This window comes from Flavobacterium lotistagni (assembly GCF_011392125.1).
Lineage (GTDB): Bacteria > Bacteroidota > Bacteroidia > Flavobacteriales > Flavobacteriaceae > Flavobacterium > Flavobacterium lotistagni.
Genome location: NZ_JAAJBU010000005.1, coordinates 238,457 through 256,197, shown reverse-complemented (window position 1 = coordinate 256,197; position 17,741 = coordinate 238,457). Strand labels below are relative to the sequence as shown.

14 protein-coding genes and 1 rRNA gene are annotated in these 17,741 nt (G+C 42.7%); 10 read left to right on the top strand and 5 right to left on the bottom strand.

Annotated features, from left to right (window positions below; translation table 11 throughout):
- The first annotated feature begins 10 nt into the window (after positions 1 to 10).
- From rrf to G4D82_RS08255, 5 genes are all read left to right on the top strand, one after another.
- Positions 11 to 119: ribosomal RNA gene (rrf, locus tag G4D82_RS08275) — 5S ribosomal RNA — on the top strand.
- A 243-nt stretch (positions 120 to 362) separates the two neighbouring features.
- Positions 363 to 1,043 (top strand): fibrobacter succinogenes major paralogous domain-containing protein, encoded by a 681-nt coding sequence (locus G4D82_RS08270; protein WP_166336511.1) that lies wholly within the window; start codon positions 363 to 365, stop codon positions 1,041 to 1,043.
- Positions 1,044 to 1,307: 264 nt separating this feature from the next.
- Complete coding sequence (locus G4D82_RS08265; protein WP_166336509.1) at positions 1,308 to 1,898, top strand: TetR/AcrR family transcriptional regulator; 591 nt, start codon at positions 1,308 to 1,310, stop codon at positions 1,896 to 1,898.
- 60 nt (positions 1,899 to 1,958) lie between these two features.
- Positions 1,959 to 2,846 (top strand): RNA-dependent RNA polymerase family protein, encoded by an 888-nt coding sequence (locus tag G4D82_RS08260; protein ID WP_166336508.1) that lies wholly within the window; start codon positions 1,959 to 1,961, stop codon positions 2,844 to 2,846.
- Between the two features lie 4 nt (positions 2,847 to 2,850).
- The gene (locus G4D82_RS08255; RefSeq protein WP_207788147.1) at positions 2,851 to 3,354 is read left to right on the top strand and encodes an acyl-CoA thioesterase; all 504 of its coding nucleotides are present in this window, start codon (positions 2,851 to 2,853) and stop codon (positions 3,352 to 3,354) included.
- Between the two features lie 83 nt (positions 3,355 to 3,437).
- Here G4D82_RS08255 and G4D82_RS08250 read toward each other — a convergent pair whose 3' ends face one another.
- The 3 genes from G4D82_RS08250 to G4D82_RS08240 form a co-directional block, all read right to left on the bottom strand.
- Positions 3,438 to 4,082 (bottom strand): endonuclease III domain-containing protein, encoded by a 645-nt coding sequence (locus tag G4D82_RS08250; RefSeq protein ID WP_166336506.1) that lies wholly within the window; start codon positions 4,080 to 4,082, stop codon positions 3,438 to 3,440.
- Positions 4,083 to 4,431: 349 nt separating this feature from the next.
- Positions 4,432 to 4,830, bottom strand: coding sequence for a peptide-methionine (R)-S-oxide reductase MsrB (gene msrB / locus G4D82_RS08245; RefSeq protein WP_166336504.1), 399 nt, complete (start codon positions 4,828 to 4,830; stop codon positions 4,432 to 4,434).
- Positions 4,827 to 5,690, bottom strand: a complete 864-nt coding sequence (locus G4D82_RS08240; protein WP_166336502.1) for an alpha/beta fold hydrolase — start codon at positions 5,688 to 5,690, stop codon at positions 4,827 to 4,829. Before G4D82_RS08240 ends, msrB begins: the two co-directional genes overlap by 4 nt.
- Before the next feature lie 75 nt (positions 5,691 to 5,765).
- Here G4D82_RS08240 and G4D82_RS08235 point away from each other — a divergent pair, with 75 nt between their 5' ends.
- The 3 genes from G4D82_RS08235 (at position 5,766) to glgB (ending at position 11,417) form a co-directional block, all read left to right on the top strand.
- Positions 5,766 to 7,700, top strand: a complete 1,935-nt coding sequence (locus G4D82_RS08235; RefSeq protein ID WP_166336500.1) for an alpha-1,4-glucan--maltose-1-phosphate maltosyltransferase — start codon at positions 5,766 to 5,768, stop codon at positions 7,698 to 7,700.
- Between the two features lie 2 nt (positions 7,701 to 7,702).
- Positions 7,703 to 9,343 (top strand): phosphotransferase, encoded by a 1,641-nt coding sequence (locus tag G4D82_RS08230; RefSeq protein ID WP_166336498.1) that lies wholly within the window; start codon positions 7,703 to 7,705, stop codon positions 9,341 to 9,343.
- Between the two features lie 169 nt (positions 9,344 to 9,512).
- Entirely contained in the window at positions 9,513 to 11,417 is a 1,905-nt protein-coding gene (gene glgB, locus G4D82_RS08225; protein WP_166336496.1) for a 1,4-alpha-glucan branching protein GlgB, read from the top strand.
- A gap of 48 nt (positions 11,418 to 11,465) precedes the next feature.
- On the opposite strand, the gene G4D82_RS08220 is transcribed toward glgB, so the two are convergent.
- Positions 11,466 to 11,624 (bottom strand): hypothetical protein, encoded by a 159-nt coding sequence (locus G4D82_RS08220; protein ID WP_166336494.1) that lies wholly within the window; start codon positions 11,622 to 11,624, stop codon positions 11,466 to 11,468.
- A 273-nt stretch (positions 11,625 to 11,897) separates the two neighbouring features.
- Between G4D82_RS08220 and G4D82_RS08215 the strand changes: the two genes are divergently transcribed.
- Positions 11,898 to 14,297, top strand: a complete 2,400-nt coding sequence (locus G4D82_RS08215; RefSeq protein ID WP_166336492.1) for a glycoside hydrolase family 31 protein — start codon at positions 11,898 to 11,900, stop codon at positions 14,295 to 14,297.
- Positions 14,298 to 14,384: 87 nt separating this feature from the next.
- Entirely contained in the window at positions 14,385 to 15,197 is an 813-nt protein-coding gene (locus G4D82_RS08210; protein WP_166336490.1) for a M48 family metallopeptidase, read from the top strand.
- Between the two features lie 88 nt (positions 15,198 to 15,285).
- On the opposite strand, the gene G4D82_RS08205 is transcribed toward G4D82_RS08210, so the two are convergent.
- Positions 15,286 to 17,730 (bottom strand): DUF7619 domain-containing protein, encoded by a 2,445-nt coding sequence (locus G4D82_RS08205; RefSeq protein ID WP_166336488.1) that lies wholly within the window; start codon positions 17,728 to 17,730, stop codon positions 15,286 to 15,288.
- Positions 17,731 to 17,741: the final 11 nt, after the last annotated feature.

Sequence of the window (17,741 nt, the reverse complement as noted above, 5' to 3'; positions counted from 1 at the left end):
GCTAAAAACCTAAGGTGGTTATTGCGGCGGGGCTCACCTCTTCCCATCCCGAACAGAGAAGTTAAGCCCGCCTGCGCAGATGGTACTGCATTTTGTGGGAGAGTATGTCGTCGCCTTTTTAAGAGAAACCCTATCCAATCGGATAGGGTTTTTTGTTTTACCGAATGTCCACTGGACATTCTCCTCTTAATATCAAATGTCGCCTTTTTTAGTAGAACCCTAACTTGAAAAAGCTAGGCTCTTTGTTTTGTTTTATAGTTGTTTTTTGTTTTCTCGCAAAGACGCTAAGGCGCAGAGAAATAAGTAACTTGTGTGTATGAAAGTTTTAACTATTTTTACAAGAGTTCATAAAACACATTGTCATGAGAAAATACTACTTTGCCCTAACCTTGATTTTAGTTATTATTATAGGGATAACTTCTTGCTCTGACGATGAAACCAAAACGCAGAATGATATAGCCTCTAGACCAATAGTGCCAATTATGGCTAATGAAGTGCAAATCGGCAATCAAATCTGGATGACCAAAAACTTAAACGTAAGCCGTTATCGAAATGGTGATCCGATTCCCCAAGTACAAGACCCAAATCAATGGGGGAGCTTAACCACAGGTGCATGGTGCTACTACAATAACGATTCGGCAAATGGTAAAATTTACGGTAAGTTGTATAATTGGTATGCAGTAAATGACCCAAGAGGTTTAGCACCAAGAGGTTTTCATGTCGGAACAGAAGCGGAATGGAACGCTGCAATTGATTTTTTAGGCGGAATTTTCCTTGCCGGTGGTCATTTGAAAGCAACAACTTTATGGAATAGTCCGAATGCTGGAGCTACCAATAGTAGCGGTTTTACAGCACTTCCGGCTGGTTATCGAAATAGTGATGGTTCGTTCTCCTTGCTTGGAGGTTATGGTCTTTGGTGGAGTGCTACAGCTTATGACGAAACGTACGCTTTTTACCCTTCACTGAGTTGTCTCAACGATGATGTGAACGGTGGCGGAGGTGTTATGACGCCTGGTTTTTCGGTTCGTTGTATCAAAGACTAATTTTCAACTTGTTGTTGATTTGCGTGAGGGATGGCAGCGGCAGCCCACAGCGGCAGAGCGTAGCGGACCCGCGAGGACTACAGCGAACAGCCCGACGGCAGGTTTGACCTGTCAATACGCCATTTAACTCCTTCGCTAAAAATGGTTGCGGAATATTTTTTTAGCACTCCATCCTGCCGGCACGCCCATAAATAAAAATAAATAGAGTTTAAAAATATACCGTTTGGTATTTTTATTATATTTGTCCGAAGTAATTTTTTAAAAATGTCAAAAGCCGAGCGCACCAAACAGTTCATTATCGAGAAAACCGCACCGGTGTTCAATGCTAAAGGTTATGCAGGTACTTCAATCAATGATTTGACCGAAGCTACTGGTCTGACAAAAGGCAGCATTTACGGCAATTTTGAGAATAAAGACGAAGTGGCTCTTTTGGCATTTGACCATAACTTTGGACAAGTGATTGCTTTGATTCGCAATAAGATGGACGCGAAGGAATCTACGATTGACAAACTGCTCGTCTATCCGGAAACTTACCGCAATTTTTTGCAGCTGCCTGTTTTGCATTCGGGTTGTCCGATTAACAATACGGCAGTCGAATCAGACGATACGCATCCTCTTTTAAAGGCTAAAGTGGCTAATGCGTTAGAATTTTGGCGTGAAAGACTCGAGAGCAGAATTAAAATTGGAATTGAGAATAACGAGATCAGACCTGATGTAGATATCAATGAGTTTATTTCTGTCCTAATTTCTGTAATACAAGGCAGTGTGTTGCAAGTGAAAGTTACCGGAAAAGTCGGACCGTTAAATGCAGCCATGAATTTCCTCGAAAAATTAATTCTAGATCTTAAAAAATAAAAAATTTTGAACAAAAATATACCAATCGGTATTATTTAATATTAACCTTAATTTAAAATCATGAAAAAAAGTTATCAATTTTCAGTTTTGCTCAGCGTGTTGTTTGCCTCGAATGTTGTGGCTCAAATTACCAAATCGATTTCAGGATTGCACCACGTGGAAAGTGTTGTAAGCGAAGGGAAATTTTTGTATGCGGCCGATATCGGCAATGCATTAAGCCCAACTACCAAAGACGGCGATGGGCAAATCATTAAGTACGATAAAAAAGGCAAACTCATCGATGCTGCTTTTTCAAAGGAAAGATTAAATGCTCCCAAAGGTTTGTCAGTCAATGATGGGGTTCTTTTTTTGAATGACATCGACAGGGTGGTGGCTCTCGATTTAAGTTCCGGCAACAAATTATACGAGATTGATTTTAGCAAAGAGACTTCATTCTTAAACGACAGTGCAGTGTGGGATGACGCTACTTTATTCGTGTCGGCTACCGATACAAGTAAATTGTTTAAAGTCAACTTAACTAATCAATCATACACAGAAATTAAAACCGACATTACTATTGCAGGCGTCAATGGTTTGTTCTGCTACAAAAAAGCCAGTCGATTATACGTTAATGGATTTGGCAGCAACAACCAACCTAATGGCGTGGTGGGTTATATCAACCTCAAAGACAATACATTTAAAAGACTAACGAATTTAGAAGGCTATTTTGATGGATTATACATCAGCAAAGACGTATTGTATGTTGGGAATTGGGTCGCTTTTGAAAAGAAAGGCGTTGTTATGGGCATTAACTTAATCAATAACAGATGCACAAAAATTAAAACAATAGAACCTATTAGCGGCCCGGCCGATTTTATCATCAAAAATGATGAATTGATTATGCCAGCGATGCTCAGTGGGGAAATTCATTTTATTCAACTCGACAGTGATTTGTCATTAAAATTATAATCCTATGGAAACGATCAACAAAACACCAAACTCTGTATATAAAATACGCTTCAACGATTGTGATTTATTGGGCCATTTGAACAATGCACGTTACCTTGATTATTTTATGAATGCGCGCGAAGATCATCTCAAAGAGTATTACAATCTGAGCTTGGTTGAGTATTACCAGAAAGGTATCGCTTGGGTTGTAACCGGCCATGAAATTGCCTATTTGCGCTCAGCGGTTTATGATGAAACAGTAACTATTGAAACGAGCTTATTGCAGGCAGCACCCAACGAACTCTGCGTAGAGCTCATCATGATGAATGAATCCAAAACACATTTAAAAGCAATCATGCGCACCCAGTTCGTACCGATTAATTCCAAAACGGGTAAAAGAGAATCTCATAGTTCTGAGTTTATGAAATGGGCCAAAAACATCGAAAACACTGCTGTAGACAAACAAAAAAGCTTGCAAGACCGAATCAACGAATTGCGCCCCATACTCAAAGAACGAGAAGTGGCTTAACTTTCAAGTGCAAAACGAACCTATCTTAAAACTTTCTAAACCAATAGGAAGTTTTTTTTTAAATCATTTAAAGTAGTTTTCTGCTACGAATTTTGTTGCTGGCAATAGTCACAAAACTTATTCATCACGCATTGCTCATGCTTCGGACTGGTCGGTCTGCAAATTTCGCGGCCTAAAAAGGAAATGGCCATTCCAGTTTCGCCCCATAAATCCTGCGGAATCACAGCCATCATCTCTTTTTCCATTTTCTCGCCGGTTTTGGCTTGTGAAATGCCCAATCGCGGCACCACGCGCAATACATGTAGGTCGCACATGATTCCTTCGGCTTTGACCTCGGCCTCGCGCATGATCACGTTAGCAGATTTACGCCCGACGCCTTTCAGCGCAGTGAGTTCGGTCATGGTAGTCGGGATGTTTTGGTCGTCTTTGAGTTCGCGAGCAATGCCCAGAATCCAGTCGGTCTTGGTGTTGGAGTTGCGCACTTTCCCGATGTAAGGCTCCAAATCTTGAGGTTCAGCTTTCGCCAACGCCTTTAAATTCGGGTATTTCTCAAATAACGCGGGTGCCAGCTTGTTGATGTGCGCATCAGAATCCTGAGCCGATAGAATCACCATAATGAGCAATTGATACAAATTTTGGTAATCCAGTGGGTGCTTCTTGTCTTTATATTGGGCAATTAGTGGCTTTAGTGCCTGGCCCCAATCGGTGTTTTGCATAAATAAATCCATTTAGTGTTGTTGTTTTTTTGAAGCCGGGAACCTGCTATCCGTTGCAAGTCCTCGCTGAGGCTGCGGGCTTTCCACTGCTATCAGGGCTAGGGCATTAGTGAAAATCAAGAGCAATTGTTTTAAAACGAAAATCACGCCTTATACCTGAAGTCCACTGGACTTTTATTCCGCTATCGCTCCATACAATTCGACCTATGGTCTCGGGTCTCCTCTTAATATCAAATTATCAGGGCTAGGGCCAGATCTTAACATGTTAGATTTTGAATGTTGTGTGTTGAATGAATCTTTGTCAGGCGTTTTTCCACTTTTATTCCGACTAAATTTAGGCAATTTACCAAGCGAAATTATTCTAAATTACTCGCTTCTTAAAATCAACCGAAAGCGAATTCACGCAATACCTTACGCCGGTTTGTGTCGGCCCGTCTTCAAATACGTGCCCAAGATGCCCACCGCAATTCGCGCACAAAATTTCCACGCGCAACATGCCGTGTGAAGTATCTTTTACATATTCCACTTTCCCCGGAATCGACTCGTCAAACGACGGCCAGCCACAGTGCGAATCGAATTTTGAACTGCTTTCAAACAAAGGGTCGCCACAACCGCCGCAGCAATAAGTGCCTTTTTCAAAATGCAGATTGTATTGGCCTGAATGTGGGAATTCGGTGCCTTTCTGGCGCAAGATTTTATAGCGCTCCAAACCCAGTTCGGCTTTCCATTGTTCTTCTGATTTTTCTATCGCGTATTTCATGAGGTAATAAAATTTAAGGATTTCGCAATCACTTTCGTATCGCCTAGAATTTTTCGATGCCCCAGATTTTGAGTCAACAGGAGTTCACCACGTTTGAGATTTTCGTGAATGTGATGTGCGCAATACACCGGAACTTCCAAGTCATTTTCGTCATGAATCACAAGTACCGGAATATCGGTTTGCCGAGCCGCATGATACCCCGAAAAACTATCCATCAAAAGTTGGTGTTTGTTTTCAAAATGTTCGCGCAGCAAGTCGTTGTATTTGGCGTCGAGTTCTAGCTTTTTCACAAAATCGTTGATAATGTCTTGAACGATATCGCCGCTACCAATAATGACTAATTTTTTCAAATTTAATCCTTGTTTGACAGCGTTGAGCAACGACATGCCACCCAGGGAGTGACCAATAGCCGCTTCAAATGGGCCGAATTGTTTTTCGAGTTCCATGATGCTGGCAATGAATTCGGGCATTAAAGTAGTACTTCCACGAGATTTTCCGTGTGCCGGCGCATCAAAGCTAATAGTAGAGTATCCGATTTTTAGCAAAGCTTCGGCAAATTTTACCAGTTGCGTGCCGCGCCCAGACCAGCCATGAACCAACAAGATTTTTTTCTGACTTTCTCCGAAATGATACACTACTATTTCTTTATCGATGCTTGGAATGCAAATGCTTTGTTGCTTGCTTTTCGCATCCATTTCGATTTCGCGTTTCGGGGCTTTGTGTTTGATGGGTGTAGTGAACAAACGCGCCGCAAAGAGCACGGTCAATTTGGTCGAAATAAAAGATAAAAATGTACCGGTGAGCAATATAATTTTCGGAATTTTTAAAGTTTGGTGGGCTTTCCCGGCTTTCTTTGTCATTTCGATAAATTTTATTGCAAGGTATTGTTTTCTGTATTTTTTGCTAAATTTAGAAGTCATAAAATAAACTTAAAAATGCAGAATCAGACCCGAATTGTAATCGAAAATGTACAACCCGAACTTGATGCCGGAGCCTTTGCCATCAAGAGAATCACAGGCCAGAAAGTAATAGTAACCGCCGATGTTTTTTCCGATGGACACGATGTCATCCAGTGCCGGGTCAATTATAAACATGAATCAGACAAGAAGTGGAACCAGGTGCGGATGCGTCCAACAGAAAACGATGGCTGGACCGCTGAATTCACAGTCAACAAACAAGGCACATACACCTACTTTGTCGAAGGTTGGGTTGATTATGCGCTGAACTGGCAACACGGCACCGAGCGCAAAATCCAAGACAAACAACACGTCAAATCCGAATTGCTCGAAGGCGCTGAATATATCAAAGCCGTGCAGAAATTGGCTGATGCATCCGAAAAGGAATTCCTCAAAAAAGCCGCCGCAGCGTTCACTTCAGAGAAACAATATGACCAAGCGGTCGAAATGGCAATGTCTCACGAATTGACGGCCATATTCAAGAAGTATCCTATTCTTTATATCGAAAATAAATCCCGCGAATTGCAGGTTTATGTTGATCGTAAAAAAGCTTTGTTCAGCACTTGGTATGAGTTTTTCCCGCGTTCAGCCTCACAAGTTCCAGGCAAGCACGGTACTTTCAAAGATTGTGAAGCACTTTTGCCCAGAGTGGCCGCTATGGGTTTTGATACGTTGTATTTTCCGCCGATTCATCCTATAGGAGAAGTCAATCGCAAAGGAAAAAACAACGCCACCAATGCAGAGCCCGGCGATGTCGGTTCACCTTGGGGCATTGGTTCGCAATACGGCGGGCACAAATCCACCCATCCAGATTTAGGAACGATTGAAGATTTCAAAAGGCTCGTCAAAAAAGCCAAAGATTTAGGAATCGAGGTAGCAATGGATTACGCCTTGCAAGCCGCGCCCGACCATCCGTGGGGAAAAGAGCACAAAGAATGGTTCAAATGGCGCCCAGACGGAACGGTACAATATGCCGAGAATCCGCCTAAGAAGTACCAAGACATCATGCCGATTTATTTCGAAACCACCGACTGGAAAAACCTCTGGCAGGAATTGCTCGAAGTGGCTTTGTTCTGGATCGAAGAATGCGGTATTCGCGTGTATCGTGTTGACAATCCACATACCAAACCTTTTTATTTCTGGGGCTGGCTCATCGCTGAAGTCAAGAAAAAACATCCCGACGTTTTATTCCTAGCCGAAGCTTTCACGCGTCCGAAAATTATGAACGAACTCGCCAAGCAAGGCTTCAGTCAGTCGTATACTTATTTCACTTGGCGCGATACCAAGAAAGAACTCACCGATTACCTTACCGAACTGACCCAAACCCAACAAAAGGAATTTTACCGCCCGAATTTTTGGCCCAACACGCCCGATATCAATCCGTTCTCTTTGCAAAGCGGCAATGAATCAGTGTATTTGCAAAAGTATTTTTTGGCCGCCACGTTGAGTTCTTGCGTCGGAATTTACGGGCCGGTTTTCGAGTATCGCGTTTGTGAGCCGATGGCGGCAGGCAAAGAAGAATATCTCAACTCCGAAAAATATGAAGTCCAATACTGGGATTGGACTATCGAGAACAAACTCACGATGTTGATTACGCGCATCAATACTATCCGTCAGGAGCAATCGTCCTTACAGCAAACCAACAACCTGGTGTTCTGCAACACCAACAATGAGAATCTGATGGCTTATTATAAATTCGATGACGACCGACACAGCGAAACCTTGATGGTCGTGAGCCTTGATGGTCATCACCAAAGCCAAGGTATGGTGCAGCTGCCATTGGAGCAATTAGGCAATGAACCCATCCAAATAGAAGATTTAATTACCGGAAACACTTATCACTGGGACAAGGAATGGAACTATGTCGAACTATCACCAGAGTTGCCGTTCCATCTATTTAAAATCATCCGCTAAAAATGGAAAGTAAAATCAACGAAGACGGCTTTCAAAACCCGTTCGTCTTTAAAACCGACTGGAAAACTGCTTTTGACGACCCCGATTTTGTCAAAGTATTCTCCTCGGATATTCTCGAAAATTATATCGTCAACAAACGATGGTATGGCGGCAAGGCAAGTACTTTAAAATACATCGAAGTCGTCGATTTTTTCAAGATTACTTCAAAGAAAAACAACTATTTCGGCGTGTTACTCGAAGTGAATTTCAAGGAAGCTTTCTACCAACATTATTTTATGCCGATCGCTTTCATGACCGAAGACGAGCTCGATACGCACACGATTATCGCGCCGGTAAAAATGAACGGTATTGAAGGTTTTTTGGTCGACGCATTGCATCAGGAAGATTTCCGCAAGTTGCTGTTTGACAAAATCGTGCATTCCGCCTCGGAAAAAGAAAATCCCAAAGTCAAATTCCATAAAGGCAGGAAGCTCGAACAAACCGAATACAAATCGTCTAAATTCATGGGCGTCGAGCAAAGCAATACTTCGATAATCTACAACGGTTCGTTGGTGCTGAAGATTTTCCGTCGCATTTATATCAGTACCAATCCCGATTACGAAATCAGCCGATTCCTGACCGACCGAATGAACTTCACCAGTTCGCCGGCATATACCGGAAGTATTAGTGTCGCTTTGTCTGAAGGCAACATCACTTTGGGTATGATGCAGGAACTCGTGCCCAACCAAGGCGATGCCTGGCAATTCATGCTCGAGGAAACCGACCGAATTTTCGAGAACCTCAAAACCAAAAAAATCAAAGTAGCCAAATTGCCCGATATCGAATTATTCAAACGACTTAAAATTAATGAAGTGCCGCACGAAATCATCGATTGGGCCGGGCTGAGTATTTTTCTGCGCATCCACACGCTGGCTACCAGAACCGCCGAATTGCATATTGCGCTCGGTGGTGACATTCACGATACAGCTTTCACACCCACGACCTACAATGGCGATTATACCGTTTGGCTCAAAAACCGACTGACTTATCAATTTCAGAACCGCTTGAATATTCTGGAGAATAATTTGCACAAACTTGACGGTTTGGCTTTAGAACTGGCCAACGAATTTCTCGACCACAAAAAAGAAATCCGCAAGATTTTCCTCGATTTCGACTGGACCAAAATGAAATCCGAACGAATCCGCATCCACGGCGATTACCATCTGGGCCAAGTGCTCGTGAACGGAGACGATTTTTATATTCTCGATTTCGAAGGCGAACCCGAAAGCACCATCCGCGATCGCAAAGTCAAGCAACCGCCGCTCAAAGATGTGGCCGGCATGTTCCGCTCGTTCCACTATGCGATTTACGCGACGATTTTCAACAACAAAGACAAATATCCATACGAGCAGCAAGAATTGTTTCAGGCTGGTGAAATCCTGTTCAAATATTTTGTGGGCGTGTTCCTGCAAACTTACACCGAAGTCGCTCAAGCCGGAAATCTCAATATCGGTTACCGCAAAGAAATCGATTTCCTGCTCAAATATTGCCTTTTAGAAAAAGCGGTTTACGAACTCGGCTACGAACTCAATTCGCGTCCGCGTTGGGCCGTGATTCCGCTGACCGGCATTTCGAGTATTATGGAATTTAATAAGATCGCATGAGTTTTTCAAAAGCTAATACTCAGGAGCTTTTTCCCGCTGTACACTCTATCTTTTGCGCCGCTGCCGCTCTGCAAAAGGATGCCGTTACCATCGGGGCTAGGCATTGGAAATCGCAAGAACTTTAATCTACCAAACAAATCCAATAAGAACCGTAAAAGAAAATCCACCCATGAACAAAGTACAACCGCATTCCCTTTTTACTGATTTCGATATCAGTTTATTCCAAGCCGGAAAACATTTTCGATTATACGAAAAACTAGGCGCCCACCTCATTGAAGTCAATGGTGTCAAAGGCGTTTATTTTGCTGTTTGGGCGCCGGCTGCACGTTCGGTTTCTGTCGTGGGCGATTTCAATTATTGGGTGCAAGGCGAACACCAACTTTTAGTGCGCTGGGACGGTTCGGGCATTTGGGAAGGTTTTATTCCCGGTGTCGAGAAAGGCTCACTATACAAATACAAAATCCAATCCAACAACCACGGCATCATTACCGAGAAAGCCGATCCGTTTGCGCTGTACTGCGAACATCCGCCACATACGGCGTCAATCGTTTGGGATTTAGATTACAAATGGAAAGACCAAAAATGGATGCAAACACGTAAAGAGGTGAACGGCCTTGATAAGCCTTATTCCGTTTACGAAGTGCATCTGGGTTCTTGGCGCCGCAATGCCGAAGGAAAATTCCTGACCTACGTCGAACTGGCCGACCAACTCGTGAATTACGTTAAGGAAACCGGTTTTACGCATGTCGAGTTCATGCCGGTCATGGAATATCCTTACGATCCGTCTTGGGGTTATCAATTGGTGGGCTATTTCGCACCGACTTCGCGTTTTGGCAAGCCGCAGGATTTTATGCTACTAGTCGATAAATTGCATCAGGCAGGAATCGGTGTTATTCTCGACTGGGTGCCTTCACATTTTCCAGATGATGCGCACGGTTTGGGTTACTTCGACGGTTCCAATTTATACGAACATCCGGACCGCAGAAAAGGCTATCACCCAGACTGGAAAAGTTTGGTGTTCAATTATGGCCGCAATGAAGTGCGTTCGTTTTTAATTAGCAACGCGATTTTCTGGTTGCAGCAATATCACGTCGATGGCCTACGCGTCGATGCAGTCGCGTCAATGTTGTATCTGGATTATTCCCGAAAAGACGGCGAATGGGAACCGAACATTTTTGGTGGGCGCGAGAATCTCGACACCATCAGTTTCCTGAAAGATTTTAACGAGGCAGTCTATGCTACTTTTGAGGGTGTTCAAACGATTGCCGAAGAAAGTACTTCATTTCCGATGGTTTCTCGTCCTACCTTCAATGGCGGTTTGGGCTTCGGTATGAAATGGATGATGGGCTGGATGCACGACACTTTGCAGTATTTCAAGAAAGAGCCGGTCTATCGGAAATACCACCAAAACGAGTTGACTTTTTCGATGACTTATGCTTTTTCCGAGAATTTCATGTTGCCGCTTTCACACGATGAAGTAGTATACGGAAAACGCTCCATTGCCGGAAGAATGCCCGGTGACGAATGGCAGAAGTTCGCCAATTTGCGTTTGCTTTATGGCTATATGTTCACACATCCGGGAACGAAATTGTTGTTCATGGGCGCAGAATTTGGGCAGAGCGGCGAGTGGAATTTCGAGAGCAGCCTCGATTGGCATCTCTTGCAATACGACTACCACAAAGGCGTCAAGAAACTCATCACCGATTTGAACCAGTTATATAAGTCAAATCCGGCTTTGTATGAAAAGCAATTCTCACCCGAAGGTTTCCAATGGATCGATTATTCCGACCATCAAAATGCGGTGATGTCCTATATTCGCAAAGGAGCCAACGAAAAACAAGATTTGGTAGTGGTTTGTAATTTCACGCCTGTTGTGCGAGAGAATTATCGCATCGGATTGCCTAAAAAAGGCAAGTTGTCACCCATCTTTAACAGCGACGAAACCCAATACGGAGGTAGCGGTGTATCGAACCCGAAAACCATCAAAATCGATGCGCAACCTTGGAATGGGCGCGAATTTTCGGTAGAGATTACTTTACCACCGTTAGCAGTAGTGGTGTTTAAACTAGGGTAAAATCAAATCATAAAGAATCGAGCGGGGCAACCCATTCTTTAAGATTTTTTAAATTCCGAAATCAGGATAGTAATCGTAGTTGTCTTGCGGTTCTTGCTGGCTTCTGTTGTCTAAAACATGAAGTTCGGTATCCACGAAAGCTGGATCGTGATGCGGTTTTTCGATGATTTGCTTGTGAACGACTTTTAGGGTAGGGCTTGTTCTCATAATAATTCAGGTTTAAGATTTTGGTTAATCCAAATGTATAAGGCTTTCTTAAGGTTTCCTTATTTTATCGATGTGCGGCTAGGATTTCAGATAAAACAACCAATTCCAGCCTGTTAGGTGTTTTTTATCGATAAAAAATGCTCGTTTTTGAACTGTTTTATCAACTCAAACGTTTGCGTGAAATTCCGAGGTTTTCATTTTCACTAAGCAAATCATTTTGTAAGTTTGGCACCTTGATGTCTTGCCCAATCGGTCATCGCAAACCTTATATTTATGATTACAAACACCGAACTCGAATACAAAGGCGATTTATATCCTTCACAAATTGTCGATTTTAAAAAAGATGCGGACAGCGTTTATTTTTCCACCGATAACAATGTCATCCTTAAAGTAACGGTGCTGCGCGACAGTTTGATCCGTTTTCGCTACACCACTAAGGGTTATTTTAGCAAGGATTTTTCTTATGCTATCGACAAAACCCAGTCGCACGGCTATAACTTTTTAGAAGTTATCGAAGAAACCGAACGATACAAAATCAAAACCAGCAAGGTCATTTGTTCTATCGATAAAGTTGATTTGCGTGTGGCGATTACTGACCTTGAAGGAAATTGTATTTTAGAAGACGAACTTGGTTTTCATTGGGAAGAAAGCTATCATTTCGGCGGCAATATCGTCAAGATGAGCAAGGCATCCAAAGAAGGCGAATGTTTCTATGGCATGGGCGACAAGGCTTCGCATTCGAACCTCAAAGGCAAACGCGTCGAGAATTGGGCGACCGATCAGTACGCTTTCCATAAAGACCAAGAACCTTTATATAAGGTAGTTCCGTTTTATATTGGTTTGCACAACCGCCAAGCCTACGGGATTTTCTTCGACAATACTTTTCGGACGATTTTCGATTTCTGTCATGAAAAAAGAAACGTAACCAGTTTTTGGGCTGAAGGTGGCGAAATGAATTACTATTTTATTTATGGCCCACAAATGTCAGATGTCGTGACCACTTATACCCATTTGACCGGAAAGCCTGAATTGCCGCCGCTCTGGGCACTCGGTTACCACCAATGCAAATGGAGTTACTATCCGGAAAGCAAAGTGAAAGAAGTCACTTCCAAATTCCGCGAATTGCAGATTCCTTGTGACGCGATTTACCTCGACATCGATTATATGGATGGATTTCGCTGCTTTACCTGGAACCCGGAATATTTCCCCGAACCGAAACGCATGATTTCCGAATTGGCCGAAGACGGATTTAAAACGGTAGTCATCATCGATCCGGGAATTAAAATCGATAAAGAATATTGGGTGTACAAGGAAGCGCTCGAAAAAGACTATTTCTGCAAGCGCGCTGATGGCCCTTACATGAAAGGAAAAGTTTGGCCCGGCGAATGTAATTTTCCCGATTATACCAAACCCGAAGTACGCGAATGGTGGGCCGGCTTGTTCAAAGAACTCATTTCCGATTTTGGCGTCAAAGGTGTTTGGAACGATATGAACGAACCCGCTGTGATGGAGGTTCCCGGAAAAACCTTCCCGATGGACGTGCGCCACGACTACGACGGAAATCCATGTTCACACCGAAAAGCGCACAATATTTACGGCACGCAAATGGCCCGCGCGACCTATGAAGGTGTTAAGCAATTTGCTTATCCGAAACGGCCTTTCATTATCACACGTTCGGCTTATTCGGGAGCACAGCGTTACACTTCTTCGTGGACTGGCGATAATGTAGCATCATGGGAACATCTTTGGATAGCTAACATCCAAATGCAACGAATGTCGATTTCAGGAATGGGCTTCACAGGCTCTGATATCGGTGGTTTTGCCGAGCAACCTTCAGGCGAACTATACGCACGTTGGATTCAATTGGGCGTTTTTCATCCGTTTTGTAGAACCCATTCTTCAGGCGATCACGGCGATCAAGAGCCATGGTCCTTCGATGAGGAAGTTGTCAATATTACCCGCAAATTCGTTTCGCTTCGTTACCAATTGCTTCCTTATTTGTACACGATGTTCTGGGAATACATCAACGATGGTGTGCCGATGCTGAAACCTTTGGTGTATTTCGATCAGGAAGATCCGCAAACGCATTACCGCACCGACGAGTTTATTTTCGGAAATCAGATTTTGGTTTGCCCAATCCTAGAGCCGAATGCACAAGGCAGAAGAATGTATTTACCGGCTGGAAATTGGTACAACTACTGGACCGATGAAATCATTTCGGGCCGCAAGGAACTTTGGGTAACCACCGATTACGACCAGATTCCGATTTTTGTCAAAGAAGGCGCAATTATTCCGAAATATCCGGTGCAACAATACGTGGGCGAGCTCGAATTTGAAGAGATCAGCCTTGATGTTTATTACAAAAACGGCAAAGAAAAATCGGTACTTTACGAAGATGCACAAGACGGCTATGATTATAACAAAGGCCGATTCAGCTTGGCTACTTTCACCTTGAAAGGTAAGGAAAAAGAGTTGATGATACAGCAGCACAAAGAAGGCAAGTTCGTGACCAATTATTCGAGGTTTAAAATCAATTTGCATGGTTTACCGTTCAAGGTTAAGAAGATTGAAATCGATAATGAAGCCGTCACTTTCGACCAAGTTTCATTCGACGGAAAAAGCACCTTGTTCATTGACAAAGACTTTTCAGAGTTGCATATTGTTGGTGCTTAATTCTATACATTCCGAAAGAAATCTCATAAATTTATTGGCCTTACTGTAGGCAACGTTGTATTTTTGTTGCTGATAAAACTTGAAAAAATGAAAAAGTATCTTGTGTTTTTTGGAGCGAGTTGCTTGTTTTTGGCGTGTTCGACCAATCCGTTTACAGGAAAACAGTCGCTAAATTTTGTTTCCAACAGCGAGATTTTTCCGGCAGCTTTCCAACAATATGACCAGTTCTTAAAAGAAAATAAAGTCATCACCGGAACTGCCGATGCCAAAAGAGTAGAATCCGTAGGAATCAAAATCAAGAATGCCGCCGAGAAATGGCTCAAAGCCCATGGTCATAATTCCTACCTCGATGGTTATCAATGGGAATACAAACTCGTAGATAGCCCGGATATTAATGCTTGGTGTATGCCCGGTGGGAAAATCGTAGTCTATACGGGAATTTTACCTATTACTCAAGACGAAGCCGGATTGGCAACCGTTATGGGTCATGAAGTTTCTCATGCTTTGGCCAACCACGGTGCACAAAGAATGAGCGCTGCCCAATTGCAGCAACTAGGAGCTGTAGGTGTGGCTGTAGCCGCAGGCGGAAAAAGCGAACAAACCCAACAAATTCTACAGCAAGCTTACGGTTTGGGTTCACAAGTAGGTGTAATGTTGCCTTTTAGCAGAAGCCACGAAACTGAAGCAGACCAAATCGGACTTATTTTAATGGCTATTGCAGGTTATAATCCAGACCAGTCACTTAATTTTTGGCAACGAATGGCTGCAAAATCTGGTGGAAATGCGCCGCCAGAATTTTTAAGCACTCACCCCTCAGATGCGACAAGGATTGCCAATTTGAGAAAATTATTACCCGAAGCCAAAGCAGAAGCAGCTAAGTTCGGTGTCAATTTCAAATAGAATTACAGTAAAAAAGCCATTTGTTTGAAGTGGCTTTTTTGTTTTAAGATAGATCAGTGTTGTTGGAAATCAAATCCGATAAATCAAACTAATTTTTGATGAATTTTTGTGTTGCTGACTGCTCGCCTTTTTTTACGGTTACCAGATAAACGCCGACGGCTAGATCAGATACATCAATCGTGTTGGCATTATTTTTTTGAAGCACTAGTTGGCCCAGTAACGAATGGATTCGAACTTCAAATTCCCCAGAAAGCTTGGTCAAATGAATCTCAGTTGTGGCCGGATTTGGTGCGATTGAAAATACCTCTGAATTAAAATCGGTGTTGGCCAACGAATGAACCGAAGTTACCGCCGGGTTGGTGTGAATAGGTGCATTGTAATCAAAATAGATACTCGCCGAATTACTAAAAGAATCGCCTAGGGTTAGGTCTGGCCTAGTTTTAATTTTGAACATTACATAGCCGTCGTTGTTCGCGTCGTCGAAAGGCAACTCGATGTTTTCGAAGATGAATTCTACTAAATTGGTTCTTGAAATTTTCGTTACAAATGAATGGCTAGCACTCAGTGGCACTAGGCTCGATATATCGAATTTAGCCAAGTCAATAACGTCTTTAATGACAACATGTGTAGCATTAGCGGTTCCGGTGTTTTCAAAACGAATCATGTAATGCACCTCTTTTCCGACCATTTCAGGAGTAATCAATTGGCCTTCAAGACACAGTTTTTCATTCGGATCAAATGAATTGACTACGGTTTGCTTGAGCACGAAAATATTGTCGGTCGGCGTTTCATCCACTGCTGTGGTATTGATGCTAAGGGTATAAATCAATACGAAACCTGCATTGACCGGAGGAACCTGTGCGGGAGAATTGAGGTAGAATGTCAGCAGTATTTCTCTCGATTCAAAAGGTTGCAGGCTTGTAAAATTCCAGTTGATGTAATTCATCGGAGTACTTGAAGGTGTAGTACTGGCGCTTACAAAATCCAATACTGCTGCGTTGTAGGCAAAACTTACCGTTCCTGATAAGGGTTGGTTGCCCTTGTTCTTGTAAATAATTTTATATTTTAAATTAAAGCCTGGTCTAGCAGCATTAACAGGAACGATGTAGACATCCGCATCATGGTGAATACCACTCGGCGCAATACAGAAATTTTGATGAAGCGGTGATGGTGTCGTTGGAAATTCGACCGCAACACTCGATGGTGTTATCGTAAAATAGCTAGGGTTTTCCAATGTAGGGGTAAGTGTATATGTACCGGCTTGAATCGGAATAGTATAGTATCCGGAGTTATCGGCAATGATATTGTTTGAAGTATTTCCATTGCTGATGTTGAGGTTCAGATGAGGATATAAAGTGTCATTGGTGTCACAACCGTTTGTATGATTATCGTATCGCACCTGACCGCCAATGGTGTAAAATTCTCCGCCCGGGTTTAGGGAGCAATACCCGTTGGTGTGGCAGTTAACATAACCGTATTGGGCAATTTTTTCTTGTACGTAGCTTTCTTCGGCATCGTCTAGGCAGATATATTGCAGGTTTGGATTGCCCGAAAATTCCAGTCTGCCATAGGTTTGTCCATGATTGTAAAAAACTTCACAATCGTAGTTATTGTTTTTAAGGTTCAGTGTCACGAGATTGTTGGAAGTGCAAAAAATATTGCGGAATTTAGAATGGCTCAAATCCAGATTAGAGAGTTGGTTCTCAGAACAAGAAAAACTACTTAGTGTAGTATTGTGGCTCAGATCGAGGCTTGTTAATTGGTTTTTGCTGCAGTCAACAGACCAAAGCATTGGATTACCACTCAAATCCAAACTAGTTAGCTGGTTCTCTGAGCAGCTGAAAGTATCAAGCAGATTTGCTCCAGCAAGATTTAATGAAGTAATTTGATTGTCATCTACATTTAATTTTGTCAGTAGTGGCAAACCGCTAACATCTACAGCAGTTATTAAAGAGCCTGAAATCCATACGTGCTCTAGATTAGGATTTCCGTTGAGGTTTATATTGGTTATCGGGTTGTCGAGCAAAGTCAAGTAAGCCAAGTTTTGTACAGGGCTTATATCTAAAGTCGTCAGCGCAGTACCTTCAGTTAAGTTTAAACTTAACAGGCTAGTTAAACCGGTCAGATCCAATGAAGTCAATTGTGCGCCACGAATAGAAAGGTGTGTAAGATTAGACAAACCGCTTACCTGCACATTGGCCGTTTGATTGCCAGACGAATAGAGAAAGTTCTTAAGGTTAGTAAGCGCACGGATGTCAACTTCGGTATGGGCATATTGGTGGTTGTTCCAGAGGTACAACATTTCGAGGTTACTGAAAGCCTGAATTCCTTCATAGGAAGCTACAAATTCTGTTTGAATATTGAGTTCAGTAAGTGCTTGTGCCTCATTGAGATCGATTTCGTTATTGTGGTTCGTATCGTTGATGTTTGAATACAATACATGCTTCAAATGCGAATCGGGAACATTAACAATCTGCGCATTAACTTGGCAGCCGAAACAAAAAACGGCTAAAAGAAGGTAAATCTTTTTCATGGGGCGATGAT

Coding starts and splice junctions, on each gene's coding strand:
- glgB (WP_166336496.1), top strand. CDS start 9,513: ATGAACAAAGTACAACCGCATTCCCTTTTTACTGATTTCGATATCAGT.
- G4D82_RS08220 (WP_166336494.1), bottom strand. CDS start 11,624: ATGAGAACAAGCCCTACCCTAAAAGTCGTTCACAAGCAAATCATCGAA.
- G4D82_RS08270 (WP_166336511.1), top strand. CDS start 363: ATGAGAAAATACTACTTTGCCCTAACCTTGATTTTAGTTATTATTATA.
- G4D82_RS08210 (WP_166336490.1), top strand. CDS start 14,385: ATGAAAAAGTATCTTGTGTTTTTTGGAGCGAGTTGCTTGTTTTTGGCG.
- G4D82_RS08215 (WP_166336492.1), top strand. CDS start 11,898: ATGATTACAAACACCGAACTCGAATACAAAGGCGATTTATATCCTTCA.
- G4D82_RS08205 (WP_166336488.1), bottom strand. CDS start 17,730: ATGAAAAAGATTTACCTTCTTTTAGCCGTTTTTTGTTTCGGCTGCCAA.
- G4D82_RS08260 (WP_166336508.1), top strand. CDS start 1,959: ATGAAAAAAAGTTATCAATTTTCAGTTTTGCTCAGCGTGTTGTTTGCC.
- G4D82_RS08250 (WP_166336506.1), bottom strand. CDS start 4,082: ATGGATTTATTTATGCAAAACACCGATTGGGGCCAGGCACTAAAGCCA.
- G4D82_RS08235 (WP_166336500.1), top strand. CDS start 5,766: ATGCAGAATCAGACCCGAATTGTAATCGAAAATGTACAACCCGAACTT.
- G4D82_RS08255 (WP_207788147.1), top strand. CDS start 2,851: ATGGAAACGATCAACAAAACACCAAACTCTGTATATAAAATACGCTTC.
- msrB (WP_166336504.1), bottom strand. CDS start 4,830: ATGAAATACGCGATAGAAAAATCAGAAGAACAATGGAAAGCCGAACTG.
- G4D82_RS08265 (WP_166336509.1), top strand. CDS start 1,308: ATGTCAAAAGCCGAGCGCACCAAACAGTTCATTATCGAGAAAACCGCA.
- G4D82_RS08230 (WP_166336498.1), top strand. CDS start 7,703: ATGGAAAGTAAAATCAACGAAGACGGCTTTCAAAACCCGTTCGTCTTT.
- G4D82_RS08240 (WP_166336502.1), bottom strand. CDS start 5,690: ATGACAAAGAAAGCCGGGAAAGCCCACCAAACTTTAAAAATTCCGAAA.